A 15,965-nucleotide genomic window follows, 5' to 3' on the forward strand; every position below is an offset into this window, starting at 1 on the left:
CTATTTTGTTAGAAATCGGGGAGGAAAAGCTTCTAGTCTATGTCATAAGATTATGTAGCACAATAATTTACATAATAATGCGGAGGAGGTAGGATTCGAACCCACGGTACCTTGCGGTACAACGGTTTTCAAGACCGCCGCTTTCGACCTCTCAGCCACTCCTCCGGACAAATACTGTCACACACTGTTTGTCGGTCCCATTATGCATCTCTTGAATGCCATCATCAGGAACCAACACACCGTGTGTCAAGGTCGGTAAGATCACCGATCAATAGCTGGTCGTCAAGTCTTTTGGGCGGCGGTGCCACCTCTTACTCCTGAGTTCGAAAGATAATCTGGGGATCATAAGAAGGCGGGCGCCCGAAAAGGACACCCGACAGAATACTTCGCCAATTCAATCTGCGAAGGCGGTTCAGTAACCGCCGCGAGGTTTTTATGCCGACGGGCCGCAGTCGAGAGTCTCGGTAGTTGTCCAGGTAGTTGTACCATCACTGATGGTTACCGTTATCGTCCTGTTGCCGTTGACAACTGCCGTCATTGTCCACGTGCCGTCGATATTGAGTTGATCCCATCCAATTGGGCTGTCCCCAGTGCAATCCATGTCAATTGCCATGGTGACCGAAATCGTTCCATCCAGAGGGCAGTCGTCACCCCCATTTAGTAACAGTTCGAGTCCGTCAACAGTTGTTACAGAAGCCATCTCCAGTTCGCAGGTTGTGACGTCATCGGCCCAGGCGATAGCGATTGTGTCGTGAGCCGTGCCGTCGATGGTGGCCACGCTGTCGGTATCGGTTACATTCACCTCGAAATCTACACGGTGGTGGCTGCCAATTGTAGTGCCATTGTTGGTCTCTCCATTGACGTGAGCGCGCACTTTCACACCGTTAAATACGAGGGGCATTATTTCCATCGTGAGCGGCGTTCCGTCATTAAGAAGCTGAATCGAGTCGATACCGTTGATATTGATGGTGTCGAAACCGTCAATGATGGTGCCATGGAATATAAAGACATACCAATATTCAGGAGTGAACAGGAAACTGTCGACTAAGGTAATCTCGATTTCGTCCGAGCCATCACCAAGGGCCGCGAGTGGGGTGGATTTCGACGGCGACATCGTAATACCCTCGATTTCGTCCAGAAGGGCCAGCGACATATTTAGAGAGATGTCGAAGCTTGAAAAGATGTCCTCCCCGAAGGCCGAATCCACGAACTGGAAATTGGCCGCAGTTGTATCTCCCTGTTGATTCGAAACGGGGTCCTTGGAACTGTCACAGCCGGTTCCCATCATCAACAGAACCAAGCCAGTGAGAATCGCCATCAAAAAAATTATGCGTTTCACAACTAGTCCTCCATATTCAACAATTCATTTCTATCCGATATTTCTCTAATCGGTTACTCACTGGTCGAGAATTAGAAAATAATGATCGCTGGTCAGAAATGTTCGATCTTCAGTCTTGTTTGGCCTGTGGTCCGCCATAGAGCCCGATATGTGAGGCTGAACCGTCGATGTTGTAAATCAGGCTGTCACCAGCGTTCAGTCCTGGAGATCCGGCTTGAAGATGAAAATCTCCATCTCCAACGAAGAGGGGGTCAACATTCAAGTTGCCGTTTAGGCCGGTCTGGTTCCAGATAGCCTCATATTCGCCTGCCACGTTGTTGAAGACGATATTATTTCTAAAATCCCATTTGGCCCAATCGCCATAATTCCAGACTCCGACACAAGGACAGACCCACTGCTCCCGCCAACCGTTCTCAATCACAATGTTATTGACTATGCGACCCCTGCTTTCCGTTGACCAGGGAGCGATGCCGCAATTGCCGTTGTGGTACACAACGTTGTTGACCATATCCATATAGGCTTGCCCGGTGGCGATCATGCCCCAACCCAGGTTATTATGAATCAAGTTGTTGCGGGCAATAACCCACGAAGTACCAAAAGCACCGATACCTTTCCAATAGCCGGTTACTTCGTTGCGATATGCGGTGCAGGTGGCATCCCATGTCACGCCGATTGCTGCTCCGCGGCCGTCCTTGATCAGGCAGTCAGTAATCACTGCCGATGCTCCCCGGTAGAGTGCTATGCCATCCCACCCGTTGTTCTCGATCGTGCAGTTTCGAATCTCAAGCTCGGCTCCTTCGCGACCGAATATGCCCCCGATTCCAACTACGACGGTGTCGAGCCGGTGATCGTTGTCGCGGACATTGACTTCGGTGATTTCCACTTGCGAACGACGTACAACTATTCCGGCGTTAGTTGCCATACCGTCAGGATCACGACGACCTCCGGTTATGGTTAGATTCGAAATCCTGAGCGATGGACAGTCTTCAATGTACAACCCGTAACCTGCACCGGTTATCAGCTTCGTACCGGTTCGGTCAGCCCCGCGGATTACCAGTGATTTGCCGCGAATAACGAAACCGACTGAGGCTCTGACTACCGTCTGTGGATCAGGGCAGTTGCCACAAAGAGAATCTTCAAATGGTGAAGGTCTCGAAGAGAACTCCTTGGCCGCCAGGAGAAGGGTGTCCCCGTTTCGGGCGTAATTTATGACGGACTGAAGATCGGACCCGCGCTTGACGGTTAGGGTGGCGGCTATGGCAGACTGCACCACCAGAAGCAGACTGATTCCATAAACTATGAGTATCTTGAACATAATCTAAAGAAGTGGCCGAATTGCGCCTGATAGCAAGGAAAAAAGAAGCCGCGACTGACCTCAATCCTTTCCCCAGGTTCGATTCTGATGCATCTTGATACTTATAATGAAAAGCAAGAAAGCTGCCATACTGTTATCGCGCCAGCCTCTCCACCCGAACGGCAATGCCGGCTGGGTTCGGCAGGTGATCAAGGCAGTCCAGTGGGTTCGTGATCATGATCTGACGCTGGTGACATCGATAGGGCTTCAGACCTGGGAGCTGATCACCACCTTTGGGGCGGAACTCGATCTCAGGCAGGAGATACTGATCCCGGCTGCCAATGAGTCGGATTTCGCTCGGTTGCAATCCTGGACTCTGGAGCAGTTCACTTTTGACCAGACTCGCACTCGGATTCGACCTGTAATTCTGTCTGAAGGGGGAGAAGTCACGAATCTATCTGTGCAACGTGATAGGGCGGTTGTTGATACGGCCGATACTCTGGTGCCAATCTCGGTCAGATCCGGCGGCAACATGTCTCGGCTCATCTCAGAGGGTTATTCGGCAGGGAAGGAAATCATGTCTTCTATGCAGATAGTGTATCAGCGCCGTTCGAGTCGTTTGAAGTATAAGATCATTCATGATCATCTTAACTCGGAATTGGACAGGTTCGGCCGCAAGTACCTGGTCCACTGGACCCGTTCGTCAAATGGTCCCTGGCCAGATGAACGAGTAGTCGATTATTGGCGAGCAGTAGTAGATTCTAAGACACATCCTCGATCTGCCTTTGATACGTTGCAACATATCGTATCCACTCGCAAGATTATTGCTTCACCACGACATATGCCGGGAGGTGTGGCAACGGTATCAATGACTGGTCTGGATCCGGAAAAGGCACTGGCATTGATGCGATGGCGCGCCCGGTATCACGAGATGTCTTTCGAACCATACGGATTAGCTATTGATCGCGATTTCGCACTGGCTCACGGTGTGGTTCCGGTCGTGTACTACGAGAAAAAATCAAGTCAGTCGGAAGCAAGGGAGAATGCCTGGCAATTCCAGTCACGAGGTCATAAGACTGACTGGCGGGTGGAAGAAGAATTCCGGTGTCGCGGCGATTTCGATCTGTCCGGTATACCGCCCGACAAGCTGCTGGCGATTTGTTACCGACCCGATGAGTCAACGCGGTTGGAATCAACGTCGGGAATCAGGACAATATCGATCCTGGCGCGATAGGGGCTGCTATATAGCCACGATTCAACTGGACTCCTTAAAAAGTTTTATTTGATTTCGATCCCAACTCTGGATAACATCTAAAGCTGGTAGAAAGGTGTATTATATGGGAATACTTCTGTGACTGACACAAACAAAAATGGCCGCCAGGTTATCCTTTCCGGGATGCAACCGACCGGCAGACTCCATATCGGGAATCTTGAGGGCGCCCTGCGCAACTGGGTCATGTTGCAACAGGAATATGAGATGTACTGTTGTATCGTGGATCTGCACGCGTTGACGGCCGACTATAAGGAACCGGGAGTGCTGAAGGATCGGATTTTCCAGATGACCATTGATTTTCTATCTGCTGGTCTCGATCCGCAACAGTGCGCCATCTTCATCCAGTCGGAGGTACCCGAGCACGTCGAATTGCATTGGATATTCTCCACGATGATCACAGTACCTACACTGATGCGGCTGCCAACGTACATTGAGAAAAAGGACACGCTCGATTCGTATGGTTTTCTCGGGTATCCTGTTTTACAGGCGGCGGATATCTGTATCTATGACGCTGACAAAGTGCCGGTCGGTAAGGATCAGGAGAAACATATTTGGCTCGCCGGCGATTTGGCAAAGCGGTTCAACCACTACTATGGTCCGACGCTGAAAGAACCGGAAGGGTTGTTTAGAGACATTCCGCTAATTCCCGGGTCTGATAACCGCAAGATGTCAAAGTCCTATGACAACCACATTCCGATAGATTACTCGCCGGAAGACACTATCAAGCGTATTCGCGGTTTCTATACTGATGAGAAGAAACTACGAAAAGGGGACCCGGGTCGACCAGAACAATGCCCGGTGTTCCTGCTGCATCGCATCTATACTCAAAACGCCGAAGAAGAACTGGCAGTTCCATGCCGGACGGGTGAACTTGGATGTGTCGATTGCAAGATGCGCCTCGCAGATAATATGAACAGCGCCCTGGCGCCAATACGTGACAAACGTGCCGAACTGGAGAAAACTCCGGACTACGTCTGGGATGTACTCAAGGATGGCCGCGACCGCGCCAGGATTCGAACTGGAGGCGTGATGGACCGAGTGCGTGTGGCTATGAAGATGAACTACCGAGGATGAATGACAATATGAACATGACCACCAGCCAATTGCCTCAGGATTACCGGGTTGACCTGCCTGTTTTCAGCGGACCTCTTGATCTACTCTTGTATCTGATCAAGAAAGAGGAAGTCGATATCTATGACATTCCTCTGGCGCGCGTAACGAGCCAGTACTTGAAGTATATGGAACTGATACAAGAACTGAATCTTGATGTCGCCGGTGAGTTCGTTTTGATGGCGGCCACTTTGATCCGAGCCAAGGCGCGACTACTTTTACCTCGTGACGAAAACGATCCGGAGGAGATCGATCCTCGCGAAGAGCTCATCATGGCTCTGGTTGAGTATCGCAAGTATCGGGAAGCGAGCGAGATTCTGCGCGAGAAGGCGCTTCTTGAGGAACGCAACTATGTGCCGCCCTCGCCGGTAGGCAAGATTGAAACCAAGGTTGACCTGTCGCCAGGAACGTCATTGTTCGAATTGCTGACCGCTTTCAGGGAAGTCCTGGAGGCAAAGCGCGATGAAGCATTTCACAGTGTCGATGCCGAGGAGATCTCTATTGAAGACCGGATCACGGTTATCATGGGAATGCTCAAGCAACAAGAGTTCGCTACCTTCCCCGAACTGTTTTCTGACGTTCCCCGTCGCATTGTAGCTATCGTGACATTCATAGCTCTACTGGAACTGGTTCGTGTTCACCGCGTCTCAATTTATCAATCGGTGTCATTTGGTGAGATGCGGGTTTACCGGGGCAAGGAATTCGAGGCTCCCCGCAGATCAATGGACATCATCGATTTTACCCAATCCCAACCACAAATGGTGAGTAACTGATGGAGAATGGATACCAGCAATCAGTAGTCGAGGCACTTATTCTGGCCTCACCGGAACCGCTACCGGTTCGGCGTATTGCCGGGCTGATTGACGACATGACCCCAAGCCGCGTTAACAAAATCGTGGCCGATCTTAACAATCGTTATATGCAATCCGGTAGTTGCTCTCGTATCCGGGAGATTGCCGGAGGCTTTCAGTTTTATATCCTGCCGGAGTTTGCCGGGTTTGTCGAGGAACTCTTTGCCCGTCGGCGTAAGATGCGTCTAACGCGGGCATCGCTTGAGACTCTGGCTATCACCGCCTACCGTCAGCCGGTGACCAAAGCGGAGATCGAGCACATTCGCGGGGTAGCGTCAGATGGCGTTCTGCACAATCTGCTCGACAAGAAAATGATAACTATCAAGGGTCGAGCCGAGACTGTAGGTCGTCCGCTTCAATACGGAACGACCGATGAGTTCTTGAAGTTTTTCGGATTGGCGCGGCTTGACGATCTGCCCAAGATGACGGAAATCGAGGAATTGATCAGGGCCGTCGAGCCGCAGGACCAGTCGCAGTTAAGTCTGGACCCCGACGCTCTCGATGCAGAAACACAGCAGAAGCTCAATGTAGCTGACGGAACTTTTGATCCGAAATCTCGGCGTGAGACTGAAATCGCTCCCATCTCGGTGAAAGAAACATCGGTTGAACCATCAGAGGAGGAGATCAGCGTCGAAGCGACATCTGTCGAGGAAGAGACGTCAGAAGGTATCACTGTCGATATGATTGTCACGGCCGATTCCACCTCCTGAAGGCTTGACGTGGTTGCCTCGGTACCAATGGTAGGTTCAGTTGACTTCAACCTGACAATACTATTGCTATTGTTTTCCTTCGACTTCGCTCAGGATGACGACTCTGTTTCGGTACCCCATAGCTTGCTATGGGACTGGTGAGCAATGAAACTATGCCCTCAGTACGAATCAACAAGTTCCTTGCCCTGTGCGGTGTCACTTCGCGTCGTGGGGCTGATGCCCTTATAGCTCAACAGCGAGTAGTTGTCAACGATTGTCTGGTCGACAAGGTGGGCACGATTATTGACGACGAATGTGACGTAGTCAAGGTGGACGGAACTGTCGTGTCGCCGGTACGGGAGAAGGTACATGTTCTGTTGTTCAAGCCGCGCGAAGTAGTGACCACACTCGACGATCCGTTCCATCGCAGGACGGTGGCTGATTATCTTAGGAATCTTAAAGTTCGTGTTTATCCGGTCGGTCGTCTCGACTACGATACCGACGGTGTACTGTTGCTAACCAACGATGGCGATCTGGCTCATCGTCTGACCCACCCTCGATACGAGGTGCCCAAGGTGTATGAGGCGCAGGTACGGGGATATTTCGAGCACGACTCCGCCCATCTGATCGGTAAGGGCATCCCACTAGAAGATGGTGCCATAGGGAGAGCCAAAGTGCGTATAGGTGTTCGTACTGACGACACCACGCGGATCAGACTCACACTTACCGAAGGCCGCAAACGCGAAGTGAAGCAGCTCTGCAAGGCAGTCGGGCATCGAGTACTCAGACTACAGCGAATCAAGTTTGCCGGGTTGACCGTCGAGGGGCTTCAACCGGGTAACTGGCGCCATCTATCGGACGATGAGGTGCGGCAATTGAAAGAGCTGGTGGGGCTTTAGGAGTACTGCACTCTCTCACAAAACCCATGTTGAACCTTGATTCCTGCGGACAAATTGCCGATACCTCATTATAAGTAGCCGAGTCGATATCCCTGGCTATCCGGAGGCGGAATTGAAACCGGGTGAACAGGTGACAGATCGACAGGCGTTTGCATTCAGGGTTGGCAATGCAGCACGACTAGCGTTTATTGTTTTACACCTCGCATCGTCTATCAGAACGTCAGTGTAGTTGACATTCACTTTGGAAAGGCAGGGATATGCCGGAATTGATGAAATCCCGAAAAGAGTTACTCAAGGAAGTAGAATCACTCCACGCCCGCATTGCGGAATTGGAGAATACCATAACACGCCCACACGACTCGGCAAACTTGCAGGAGAGCGATGCCAGATACCAGGAGTTATTTGACTCCCTGATGGAGGGGGTTGGTTTTGTTGATGAGAACGAAGTCTTTCAGTTTTGCAATCCTGCTTGCGTCAGGATATTCGAGGAGAATTCGTGCGAGGCCATGGTTGGGAAGAGCTTGCTGTCATACCTCCCGGACGACCAGGTCAAGCTGGTCCGTCAGGAGACCTCCCAAAGAGGAAAAGGTATATCATCCACGTATGACTTGAAGATAGTCACTGCCAGCGGCAACCATCGGTTTATATCTGTCACTGCCTCACCGCAATTCGACGAAGTTGGCAAGTTCACTGGTACCTCCAGTGCGTTGCTTGACATCACCCAGCGCAAGCAGGCCGAAGAGGCGTTAATTGCAAGCAAGGAGCAATTTAGGAGGTTGGTGGACCAGTCACCCATGAGTATTCAGGTTATGGAACCCGACGGTAGGACTATTCAAGTAAATAAGGCCTGGGAACAACTCTGGGGAGTAACCCTTGATGATCTGCAAGGCTACAACATGCTTGAGGATCAACAGTTGGAGTGCCTGGGTGTGATGCCCTATATCAAACGGGGATTCGGAGGCGAAAAGGTAACAATCCCAGTCGTTCAATACGATGTGCTGGAGACATTGGATACCGGTACCAAGCCCTGGGTGGCGGCGACAATCTATCCGGTGAAGAGTGCAGATGGGGAAATCAGTCATGTTGTCCTTATGCATGAGGACATCACCGACCGCAAGCGGGCCGAGGAGGCGCTGCGGGAGAGTGAAGAGAAATTACGTGCGTTTGCCGATACTGTTAGTGACGTAATCTATCGTTACGACCCCATACTCAACCAGTATGACTTCATCTCCCCGTCCATCGAGAGTCATACGGGCTACACTGTGGAAGAGATCTCGGCTGATCCCGCCGGCGTGGTGCGATCCTTTTCACATCCGGAAGATTGTGAAAGAGTGTTCCGGGAGGTCAGAGAGCACATAGCCTTGGGGCCGGACATCGGACCCCTAGTGACAGAATACCGCATCATCCGCAAAGACGGGGAAACCATTCACGTCATAGACACCAAAGTTATCGAGTTCACTCCGGACGGAAAGCTGTCGCGTGTCAGCGGAGTAGTCTCCAACATCACCGAGCGCAAGAAGACGGAAGAGAAGTTGCGGCATCTATCTTCAGTTGCCGAGCAGTGTAACGAGGGAATGGCCCAGGTGGATGTTGATGGCAATTTGGAATTCGTTAACCGGGCTTTCGCACAAATGCATGGATATGAGCCCGAGGAGTTGCTGGGAAAATCTCTCTCGATTTTTCATACGGCAGATCAGATGCTAGCCGTGAATGAAATCAATCGGCAGGTTATGGACAGTGGCTCATTCAGTGGTGAGGTGTGGCATGTGCGAAGGGACGGCACAACGTTTCCCACCCATATGGAGAGCTCACTGCTTCGTGACTCGGATGGCAAGGTCATCGGTCTTATTGGAACCATGCGTGATATTACTGAGCGCAAGCGGGCCGAGGAGGCACTGCGGGAGTCAGAGGCACGCTTCCGAGATGTAGCGCAGAGTACCGCCGACTGGATCTGGGAAGTTGATGCGCAGGGCAGGTACACCTATGTCTCCGACGGCGTGGAAGAGGTGCTGGGTTATGTTCCCGAAGACCTGCTGGGGAAGACGCCTTTCGACTTAATGTCTGAGAAGGAGGCCGAGCGCGTATCCAGAATCTTCACGGCAATAGCGGCTGACAAACAGCCCATCGTTGACTTGGAGAACTTGAACATTGCCAAAGATGGACATGAGGTTTACCTCCTTACTAACGGCGTTCCCATATTGGACGACGAAGGCAAGCTCGCCGGTTATCGTGGTGTGGACAAAGACATCACTGAGCGCAAGCAGGTCGAGGAGGCGCTGCGGGAAAAGACAACTATGCTCGACAACATCCTGCGTAGCGCGAGCGATGTTGCTATTGCCACGACCGATCTGGACTACCGCATCACTTACTACAATCCCATGGCGGAGAAACTGTTTGGCTACTCTGCTGCGGAAGTCGTCGGCAAGACCGTTCTGGAAATGCATACGAAAGAGAATGTCTCGCCAAAGCGCTTCGAGCGCGTAGTGGAGATCGTCCGTCAGGTCGGAGAATACAACTACTCTATTACACAGGAGACTGATGAGGGCGTACGCGAACTGGATTCGACTGTGGCTGGCATTTTCGGTCCGGATGGCAAGATGGTAGGTTACTCGCTGTTCACTTACGACATCACCGAGCGCAAGCAAGCCGAGGAGGCGTTACGGGAGAGCGAGGGGCGCTACCGTGATTTGTTCGATAATGCGAGCAATCTGATTCAGTGCGTTCGTCCGGATGGCTCGTTTCTCTATGTGAATCCAGCATGGCGTGAAACGCTTGGCTACGAAGAGGAAGAAATCGCCAATCTCTCCCTGTTCGACATTATTCACCCAGACCACAAAGAACACTGTCTGGATATCTTTGAGAGGGTTCAGGCTGGGGGAACTGCCAAGGGCGTGGAGACTGTTCTTGTTTCCAAGACCGGCAAGATGATCACGGTCGCGGGTAATAGTAGCTGTCTGTTTGAAGACGGCAAGCCGGTCGCCACGCGAGGAATCTTCATCGACATCACCGAACGCAAGCAGGCCGAGGGGGAGCGGGAACGCGCGCGGAAGTTTATGCAGACGGTCATTGACGGGTTCCCCGAGAGTCTGATGGTGATCAACCACGACTACACGATCGAGCTGGCTAACAAGGCTGCGCTCAAGATAATGAAAGGAAAAGACTCTGCTGACTCCTGCATGAAGTGTCACGAAGCTTCACACAATTCTCCGACACCGTGCACGGGTACAGATGACCCGTGCCCACTGAAGCATGTTTTCGCAACCAAAGCCCCGGTGACGGTTGAACACACCCACTATGATATCGAAGGCCGGGCCATTGCGGTGGAAATTGTGGCTGCACCTATCTTCGACGAGGAGGGCGAGGTTATCCAGGTCATTGAGACATCCCGTGATATCACCGATCGCAAAGAAGGCGAGGCCAACCGTCTCAGACTATCAAGGGCCATTGAACATGCCGCCGAGACAATCGTCATCACGGATGCCGAGGGAACAATTCAATATGCAAATCCTGCCTTCGAGAGAATAACGGGCTATACGGTTAAGGAAGCTATCGGGCAAAATCCACGAATATTGAAAAGCGACAAGCATGATGACGCCTTCTACAAGAAGTTGTGGGAAACGTTGTTGCGAGGTGAAGAATGGCGTGGAGAGGTTATCAATAAGAAAAAAGATGGTACCCTCTTTACCGAAGATGTGACAATTTCACCTGTCTATGATGGTGACGGTAAGGTCGTCAATTATGTGGCTGTCAAGAGTGACATTACCGAAATCAGACGTCTGCAAACTCTTGAATCCCGCGCCGAACGACTGGAGATCGCGGGTCGTATAGCAGGACAAGTAGCACATGATTTCAACAACCTGCTCGCGCCGCTGGTGGCTTATCCGGAATTTATCAGAGAAGAGCTAGCTGAGGATCATCACTGTTTAACCTATTTGGAACAGATGGAAAAGGCAGCCTCTCAGATTGCTGACATCAATCAGCAGTTGCTGACTCTGGGACGGCGGGGGCATTACAATCAGGAACCGTTGGAACTCAATGAGATTGTCTACCAAGTCTTGCAACAGATGGAAGAGACACCAAAGACGCTCGTATGTGAGACCCAGTTAGCTGGAGATCTTCTGAGAATTATGGGCGGGAGTGCCCAGATCGGCCGAGTATTGCTGAACCTGATCTCAAATGCCTGCGACGCCATGCAGAACATCGGACAAATCACAATCATGACCGAGAACTACTACATAGATGAAGCATACGGTCGCTATGCCAGTGTTCCGCGAGGAGAGTACGTCAAACTCACCATTACTGACACCGGGTCAGGCATTTCGCCTGATGTCCTACCGACAATTTTTGAGCCGTTCATCACTACCAAAACAACTGACAAGAAACGTGGCTCCGGTCTCGGTTTGAGTGTTGTTGATGCCGTCGTCAAGGATCATGACGGATACATTGATGTCAAGAGTATTGTTGGGGAGGGAACTTCGTTCTATCTCTATTTCCCGGTGGCGCGACAATCAATTACGACAGTGACCCCGGCCGAGATCGTCGGCGGCACAGAGACGGTACTGGTAGTTGACGATGATGTTGTGCAGCGTGATGTGTCGGTGCAACTACTAAAAAAACTTGGTTACGAGATCGATGCAGTGGAGAGTGGCGAGAAGGCAATTAACTACATCAGGAATAACCCGCGAGATCTTCTAATTCTCGATATGGTTATGCCGCCCGGAATCGACGGTGCCGAAACCTATCGACAGACTCTCGAAATCAATCCGAAACAGAAGGCCATAATAGTCTCCGGTTTCGCCGAGTCGGAGCGGGTGGATGAAGCCTTGCGGTTGGGAGCAGGAGCCTACATCCGAAAGCCGCTCACGCTCCGTACTATTGCCGAGGCAGCGCGCCGGGAGTTGAATCGGGTAGGAGCATCGGTGTCTTCGGAATAGTTCAGTAAGCGGCAGACGGAGGTGTCTGCCGCCCACAAGTGTATTTCTTTAGGGTGTTACGGTTACTCCCCGCAAGGCGTGTCGCCGTGAAAGGCTGGATCATCACACGGATTGACACCGGTAGTGAGCTTGCTGTCAAGATAGGCCATCACAATCTCTTCGGGCTTTCCATTTGGTGCTCCCATAACAACTTCGATGTCATTTTGCTTGAACAAGTCTATGGCTCGACCGCCCATACCACCAGCGATTATGAGATTACATCCTAACTTGTGCAACCATGCGGGGAGCACGCCCGGTTCGTGCGGAGGTGGGGTCAACATCTCAGAATTGTCAATCACCTTTGTTTCCAAATTGACATCAAGGATTGCAAACTGCTGGCAATGTCCAAAATGCGGGCACAACACACCATCTACCGTAGGGATTGCGATTTTCATATTCTTAACTCCATGTTAATTCCTGTTGATTCTTGTTTTGTCATGTATCTGATTTGAGACTATGATCCTTTCTTTCTCAGTTCGTTTTCAAGGTTTGACCACATGAGTGAGATATTCTTTGAGGCTCCGTTGGTGACATGCTCAATGACGGAAGTGCCCTCAAGTTGAGCTTGTGTCACTGCCGGGTCAAAGGGGATTCGCCCCAGCGTGTTAACTTTTTGCTTCTTTGCAAAGTTCTCGATACGGGAAGTCAGGTCGTGATTGATATCGGACCTGTTGATACATATCCCGGTTGGCATTCTGAAGTGTGTGGTTAATTGTAATAGCCGTTCCATATCGTGCATAGCCGACATAGATGGTTCAGTAACTATCAGAACGTATGTGGCTCCGGTGATCGAGGCAATCACGGGACAGCCAATCCCGGGGGGACCATCAACAATAATCAGATCCAACCCTCTCTTTTCCGCCATCAATCTTGCTTGCTGGCGCAACAGCGAAACCAGCTTGCCGGAATTGGCCTGTGCCAGACCCAGACGCGCATGCAGGAGAGGTCCATGCGGGGTCTCGGAAAGGAACCAATCGCCGCTGATAACTTCCTTGAAATCGATGGCCTGTTCCGGGCAGTGACGTACACAAGCCGCACATCCGTCACAAGCATGCTTGTCAATCCAATACTTCTCTTCGCCGTCGAGGTCAGAGGGTGACTTATGCTTGATGGCATCGAACCGGCAGAATTCCTCACATAGCCCGCAATTTGTGCATCTCTCTTCAATGATTGAGGCTTGCTTGCCACCGATGAACTTGGTTGTTCTCAGGACGTTATGTTGTAGAATCAAATGGAGATCAGCCGCGTCGACATCGCAATCAACCAGCACTTTGTTCTGTGACAAAGCAGCGAGTGATCCGACCAAACTGGTCTTTCCCGTACCGCCCTTACCGCTGACTACGATCAGTTCCGTCATGATTAACCCGTTCTGCTATGATCTGGTAAAGATCGTACAGGTTCTTATCATACTGTGAGTTGACATCAAGCATCATGTCTCCACGCGAGTATGTTTCAGCAACCTGACGGTCAAAGGGAATGTTCATTAGAATATCGATCTTCTCTTGCCGACAATATTCGTGAGTTCTGCTATCACCAATATCTGAACGATTGATCACGACGCCATATGACAGGCCGATCTCACGCACCATCCCGACTGCCAGTTTAAGATCGTTCAATCCAAATGGTGTGGGTTCGGTTATCAATATCACGAAATCTGTGTCTTTGATTGCTTCAATGACCGGACAGGATGTACCGGGGGGAGCGTCGATAATGACTACACTGGATGTCGTACCAAGCTTCCGCAGAGCCTTCGTAACGGGAGGTGATATCGCTTCTCCGACATTCAGACGTCCCTCAAGGAACTCGACTCCCATCCCAACTCCACGATTGATCTGTCCGATAGTTCTGGGGATTTCTTCGATGGCATCTTCCGGGCAAACATCAAGGCATCCCCCGCAACCATGACAAAGTGAATCAAAGACCTCCACTGTTTTTCCCAGTACGGCGATAGCGTGATACTCGCAGGCTGCGGAACAATCACCACATAGAGTGCACTTATCGAGATCAACTCGGGGAACCGGAACAGTAACATCGATCTGTTCCTTGATCTCCGGCTTCAGGAACAAATGACCGTTCGGTTCCTCGACATCGCAATCAAGGTAGGCAACGGTCTTACCCATCCGACCAATCGCAACGGCCAAATTGGTGGCAATCGTTGTTTTTCCGGTACCACCTTTACCGCTGGCGACAGATATTTTCAAAGTATTGTTTTTCAGTTCCTTACTGCCTCGTCATTTTCTGGCCACACTTCGGGCAGTCTGTCTCAATGCAGGGCATGCCTTGCTGATGCGGAACAGTCACACCGCAGTTCAGGCAGACACATTCGGTACCGGGGCCGAGGCCTTGCCCGCCACCTTTGCCTTGTCCGCCACCACGTCTGCGACCCTGACCACCACCTCTACCTTGTCCTCCGCCCCGACCACGACCAAAGCGTCCGGGAGAAGGATTCTGATTTCCTGATACATCGTTGCCGGCACAAAAACCGACGCCTCGTCCTGTCATTGGTCCGTCACCTGACGGTCCGGTTTTGTCTCCACCTGGCATCTTGAACTCCTATCTTTTTTGATTATTGAAATCATCTCTTCCAAGTTATAAGAGCAGACAATCACATCCAGTGTCCTTCAACATTGGCTTTGTCGCATATCTTGAGTTTGTCATTCCGAACCTGCTCAATCGCCTCTGCAACGGTCCCATCTGCCCAGAGGGCGACCTTGATTTTTGCTACTTCCAGAGCTCGAAACGCTTTCGGACCGAAATTGCCGGCAACAACGATGTCGACGTTTTTCTTTGCAATGTTTTCGGCTGCCTGGATACCGGCTCCCTGCGCGGCATTTACGTTCTGGCTATTCTCAACAACTTCAACGCTCTCGTCAGTCGTATCAAATACCAGGAAATACAACGCCCGGCCAAATCGTGGATCAACCTTGCTAGCCAAATCTGTACCTTGTGATGTAACTGCTATCCTCATCACTCCTCCTCAAATTGTTTATAACGACCGAGTTCTGTACGTCGACCACGACACCTACCCATTCCCTGACGGCGACGTCGCCCACAACCGGGCAAGCGGTAGCTGTTGTTTTGCAGAGAGCCGTCGGCGTAGGCGGTGACTATTTCATCAACATTTCCGCCAAACCAGGGAACGGTCTTAATTCCTGAAGCAGAAAGCATTCGTTCGAACTGATGCGATATAGCTCCGCAGATCAGGACATCAATGCCGCGATCTATGAAGAAGCTTACCCGGTATGGGATATTGACCTGAGGAATATCCCAGGCTTCTCTGGAGACCTCAACGCTATCGGAAAACTCGACCACGAGCAGACGACACGCTGTGTCCATTACAGGTGAAACACGTCCATTCCATATCGGAATTGCAACCTTCATAGTCATGCTCATATCTTGAGCACTATTCATGCCGAAATGGACATACCCGCAAGAGTGAAGAGTTATAGTAGTTGGATTCAACGAGTTACAAGGCTGGTCCAATTTGGAGGATGGGACGTTGTGTAGCGATTGATTGCAGTAATGCAGTTATTGATT

The 15,965-nt window shown here is 51.1% G+C and carries 14 protein-coding genes and 1 tRNA gene; 6 read left to right on the forward strand and 9 right to left on the reverse strand.

Features of this window, described 5'->3' with window-relative positions:
* Positions 1–80: 80 nt before the first annotated feature.
* The 3 genes from KOO62_05340 to KOO62_05350 all read right to left on the reverse strand — a co-directional run bounded on the left by KOO62_05340 (position 81) and on the right by KOO62_05350 (position 2,654).
* Positions 81–165 (reverse strand) — tRNA-Ser (locus tag KOO62_05340).
* A gap of 268 nt (positions 166–433) precedes the next feature.
* Positions 434–1,339: a hypothetical protein gene (locus KOO62_05345; protein MBU8933414.1), complete on the reverse strand. Its 906-nt coding sequence runs from the start codon at positions 1,337–1,339 to the stop codon at positions 434–436.
* A gap of 109 nt (positions 1,340–1,448) precedes the next feature.
* Entirely contained in the window at positions 1,449–2,654 is a 1,206-nt protein-coding gene (locus KOO62_05350) for a right-handed parallel beta-helix repeat-containing protein (protein MBU8933415.1), read from the reverse strand.
* Between the two features lie 106 nt (positions 2,655–2,760).
* Between KOO62_05350 and KOO62_05355 the strand changes: the two genes are divergently transcribed.
* From KOO62_05355 to KOO62_05380, 6 genes are all read left to right on the forward strand, one after another.
* Entirely contained in the window at positions 2,761–3,867 is a 1,107-nt protein-coding gene (locus tag KOO62_05355) for a hypothetical protein (protein MBU8933416.1), read from the forward strand.
* Between the two features lie 117 nt (positions 3,868–3,984).
* Complete coding sequence (gene trpS, locus KOO62_05360) at positions 3,985–4,980, forward strand: tryptophan--tRNA ligase (GenBank protein MBU8933417.1); 996 nt, start codon at positions 3,985–3,987, stop codon at positions 4,978–4,980.
* Between the two features lie 8 nt (positions 4,981–4,988).
* The gene (locus KOO62_05365) at positions 4,989–5,789 is read left to right on the forward strand and encodes a segregation/condensation protein A (protein ID MBU8933418.1); all 801 of its coding nucleotides are present in this window, start codon (positions 4,989–4,991) and stop codon (positions 5,787–5,789) included.
* Entirely contained in the window at positions 5,789–6,577 is a 789-nt protein-coding gene (gene scpB, locus KOO62_05370) for an SMC-Scp complex subunit ScpB (protein ID MBU8933419.1), read from the forward strand. Before KOO62_05365 ends, scpB begins: the two co-directional genes overlap by 1 nt.
* A 152-nt stretch (positions 6,578–6,729) precedes the next feature.
* Positions 6,730–7,455: an rRNA pseudouridine synthase gene (locus tag KOO62_05375; protein ID MBU8933420.1), complete on the forward strand. Its 726-nt coding sequence runs from the start codon at positions 6,730–6,732 to the stop codon at positions 7,453–7,455.
* A 269-nt stretch (positions 7,456–7,724) separates the two neighbouring features.
* Entirely contained in the window at positions 7,725–12,389 is a 4,665-nt protein-coding gene (locus KOO62_05380; GenBank protein ID MBU8933421.1) for a PAS domain S-box protein, read from the forward strand.
* A gap of 62 nt (positions 12,390–12,451) precedes the next feature.
* On the opposite strand, the gene KOO62_05385 is transcribed toward KOO62_05380, so the two are convergent.
* The 6 genes from KOO62_05385 to KOO62_05410 all read right to left on the reverse strand — a co-directional run bounded on the left by KOO62_05385 (position 12,452) and on the right by KOO62_05410 (position 15,809).
* Positions 12,452–12,823, reverse strand: a complete 372-nt coding sequence (locus KOO62_05385) for a NifB/NifX family molybdenum-iron cluster-binding protein (protein ID MBU8933422.1) — start codon at positions 12,821–12,823, stop codon at positions 12,452–12,454.
* 59 nt (positions 12,824–12,882) lie between these two features.
* Positions 12,883–13,785: an ATP-binding protein gene (locus KOO62_05390; protein ID MBU8933423.1), complete on the reverse strand. Its 903-nt coding sequence runs from the start codon at positions 13,783–13,785 to the stop codon at positions 12,883–12,885.
* The gene (locus KOO62_05395) at positions 13,757–14,629 is read right to left on the reverse strand and encodes an ATP-binding protein (GenBank protein MBU8933424.1); all 873 of its coding nucleotides are present in this window, start codon (positions 14,627–14,629) and stop codon (positions 13,757–13,759) included. Before KOO62_05395 ends, KOO62_05390 begins: the two co-directional genes overlap by 29 nt.
* A gap of 19 nt (positions 14,630–14,648) precedes the next feature.
* Positions 14,649–14,972: a DUF5320 domain-containing protein gene (locus tag KOO62_05400; protein MBU8933425.1), complete on the reverse strand. Its 324-nt coding sequence runs from the start codon at positions 14,970–14,972 to the stop codon at positions 14,649–14,651.
* 61 nt (positions 14,973–15,033) lie between these two features.
* The gene (locus KOO62_05405; protein MBU8933426.1) at positions 15,034–15,396 is read right to left on the reverse strand and encodes a NifB/NifX family molybdenum-iron cluster-binding protein; all 363 of its coding nucleotides are present in this window, start codon (positions 15,394–15,396) and stop codon (positions 15,034–15,036) included.
* Positions 15,396–15,809, reverse strand: a complete 414-nt coding sequence (locus KOO62_05410) for a hypothetical protein (GenBank protein MBU8933427.1) — start codon at positions 15,807–15,809, stop codon at positions 15,396–15,398. The genes KOO62_05405 and KOO62_05410 overlap by 1 nt, the downstream gene beginning before the upstream one ends.
* Positions 15,810–15,965: the final 156 nt, after the last annotated feature.

Source organism: Candidatus Zixiibacteriota bacterium (genome assembly GCA_019038695.1).
Lineage (GTDB): Bacteria > Zixibacteria > MSB-5A5 > GN15 > FEB-12 > B120-G9.

Excerpts from the sequence above, each read along its gene's own strand:
- KOO62_05350 (MBU8933415.1), bottom strand. The coding sequence starts at position 2,654 with ATGTTCAAGATACTCATAGTTTATGGAATCAGTCTGCTTCTGGTGGTG.
- KOO62_05355 (MBU8933416.1), top strand. The coding sequence starts at position 2,761 with ATGAAAAGCAAGAAAGCTGCCATACTGTTATCGCGCCAGCCTCTCCAC.
- KOO62_05365 (MBU8933418.1), top strand. The coding sequence starts at position 4,989 with ATGAACATGACCACCAGCCAATTGCCTCAGGATTACCGGGTTGACCTG.
- scpB (MBU8933419.1), top strand. The coding sequence starts at position 5,789 with ATGGAGAATGGATACCAGCAATCAGTAGTCGAGGCACTTATTCTGGCC.
- KOO62_05375 (MBU8933420.1), top strand. The coding sequence starts at position 6,730 with ATGCCCTCAGTACGAATCAACAAGTTCCTTGCCCTGTGCGGTGTCACT.
- KOO62_05380 (MBU8933421.1), top strand. The coding sequence starts at position 7,725 with ATGAAATCCCGAAAAGAGTTACTCAAGGAAGTAGAATCACTCCACGCC.
- KOO62_05385 (MBU8933422.1), bottom strand. The coding sequence starts at position 12,823 with ATGAAAATCGCAATCCCTACGGTAGATGGTGTGTTGTGCCCGCATTTT.
- KOO62_05390 (MBU8933423.1), bottom strand. The coding sequence starts at position 13,785 with ATGACGGAACTGATCGTAGTCAGCGGTAAGGGCGGTACGGGAAAGACC.
- KOO62_05400 (MBU8933425.1), bottom strand. The coding sequence starts at position 14,972 with ATGCCAGGTGGAGACAAAACCGGACCGTCAGGTGACGGACCAATGACA.
- KOO62_05405 (MBU8933426.1), bottom strand. The coding sequence starts at position 15,396 with ATGAGGATAGCAGTTACATCACAAGGTACAGATTTGGCTAGCAAGGTT.
- KOO62_05410 (MBU8933427.1), bottom strand. The coding sequence starts at position 15,809 with ATGAAGGTTGCAATTCCGATATGGAATGGACGTGTTTCACCTGTAATG.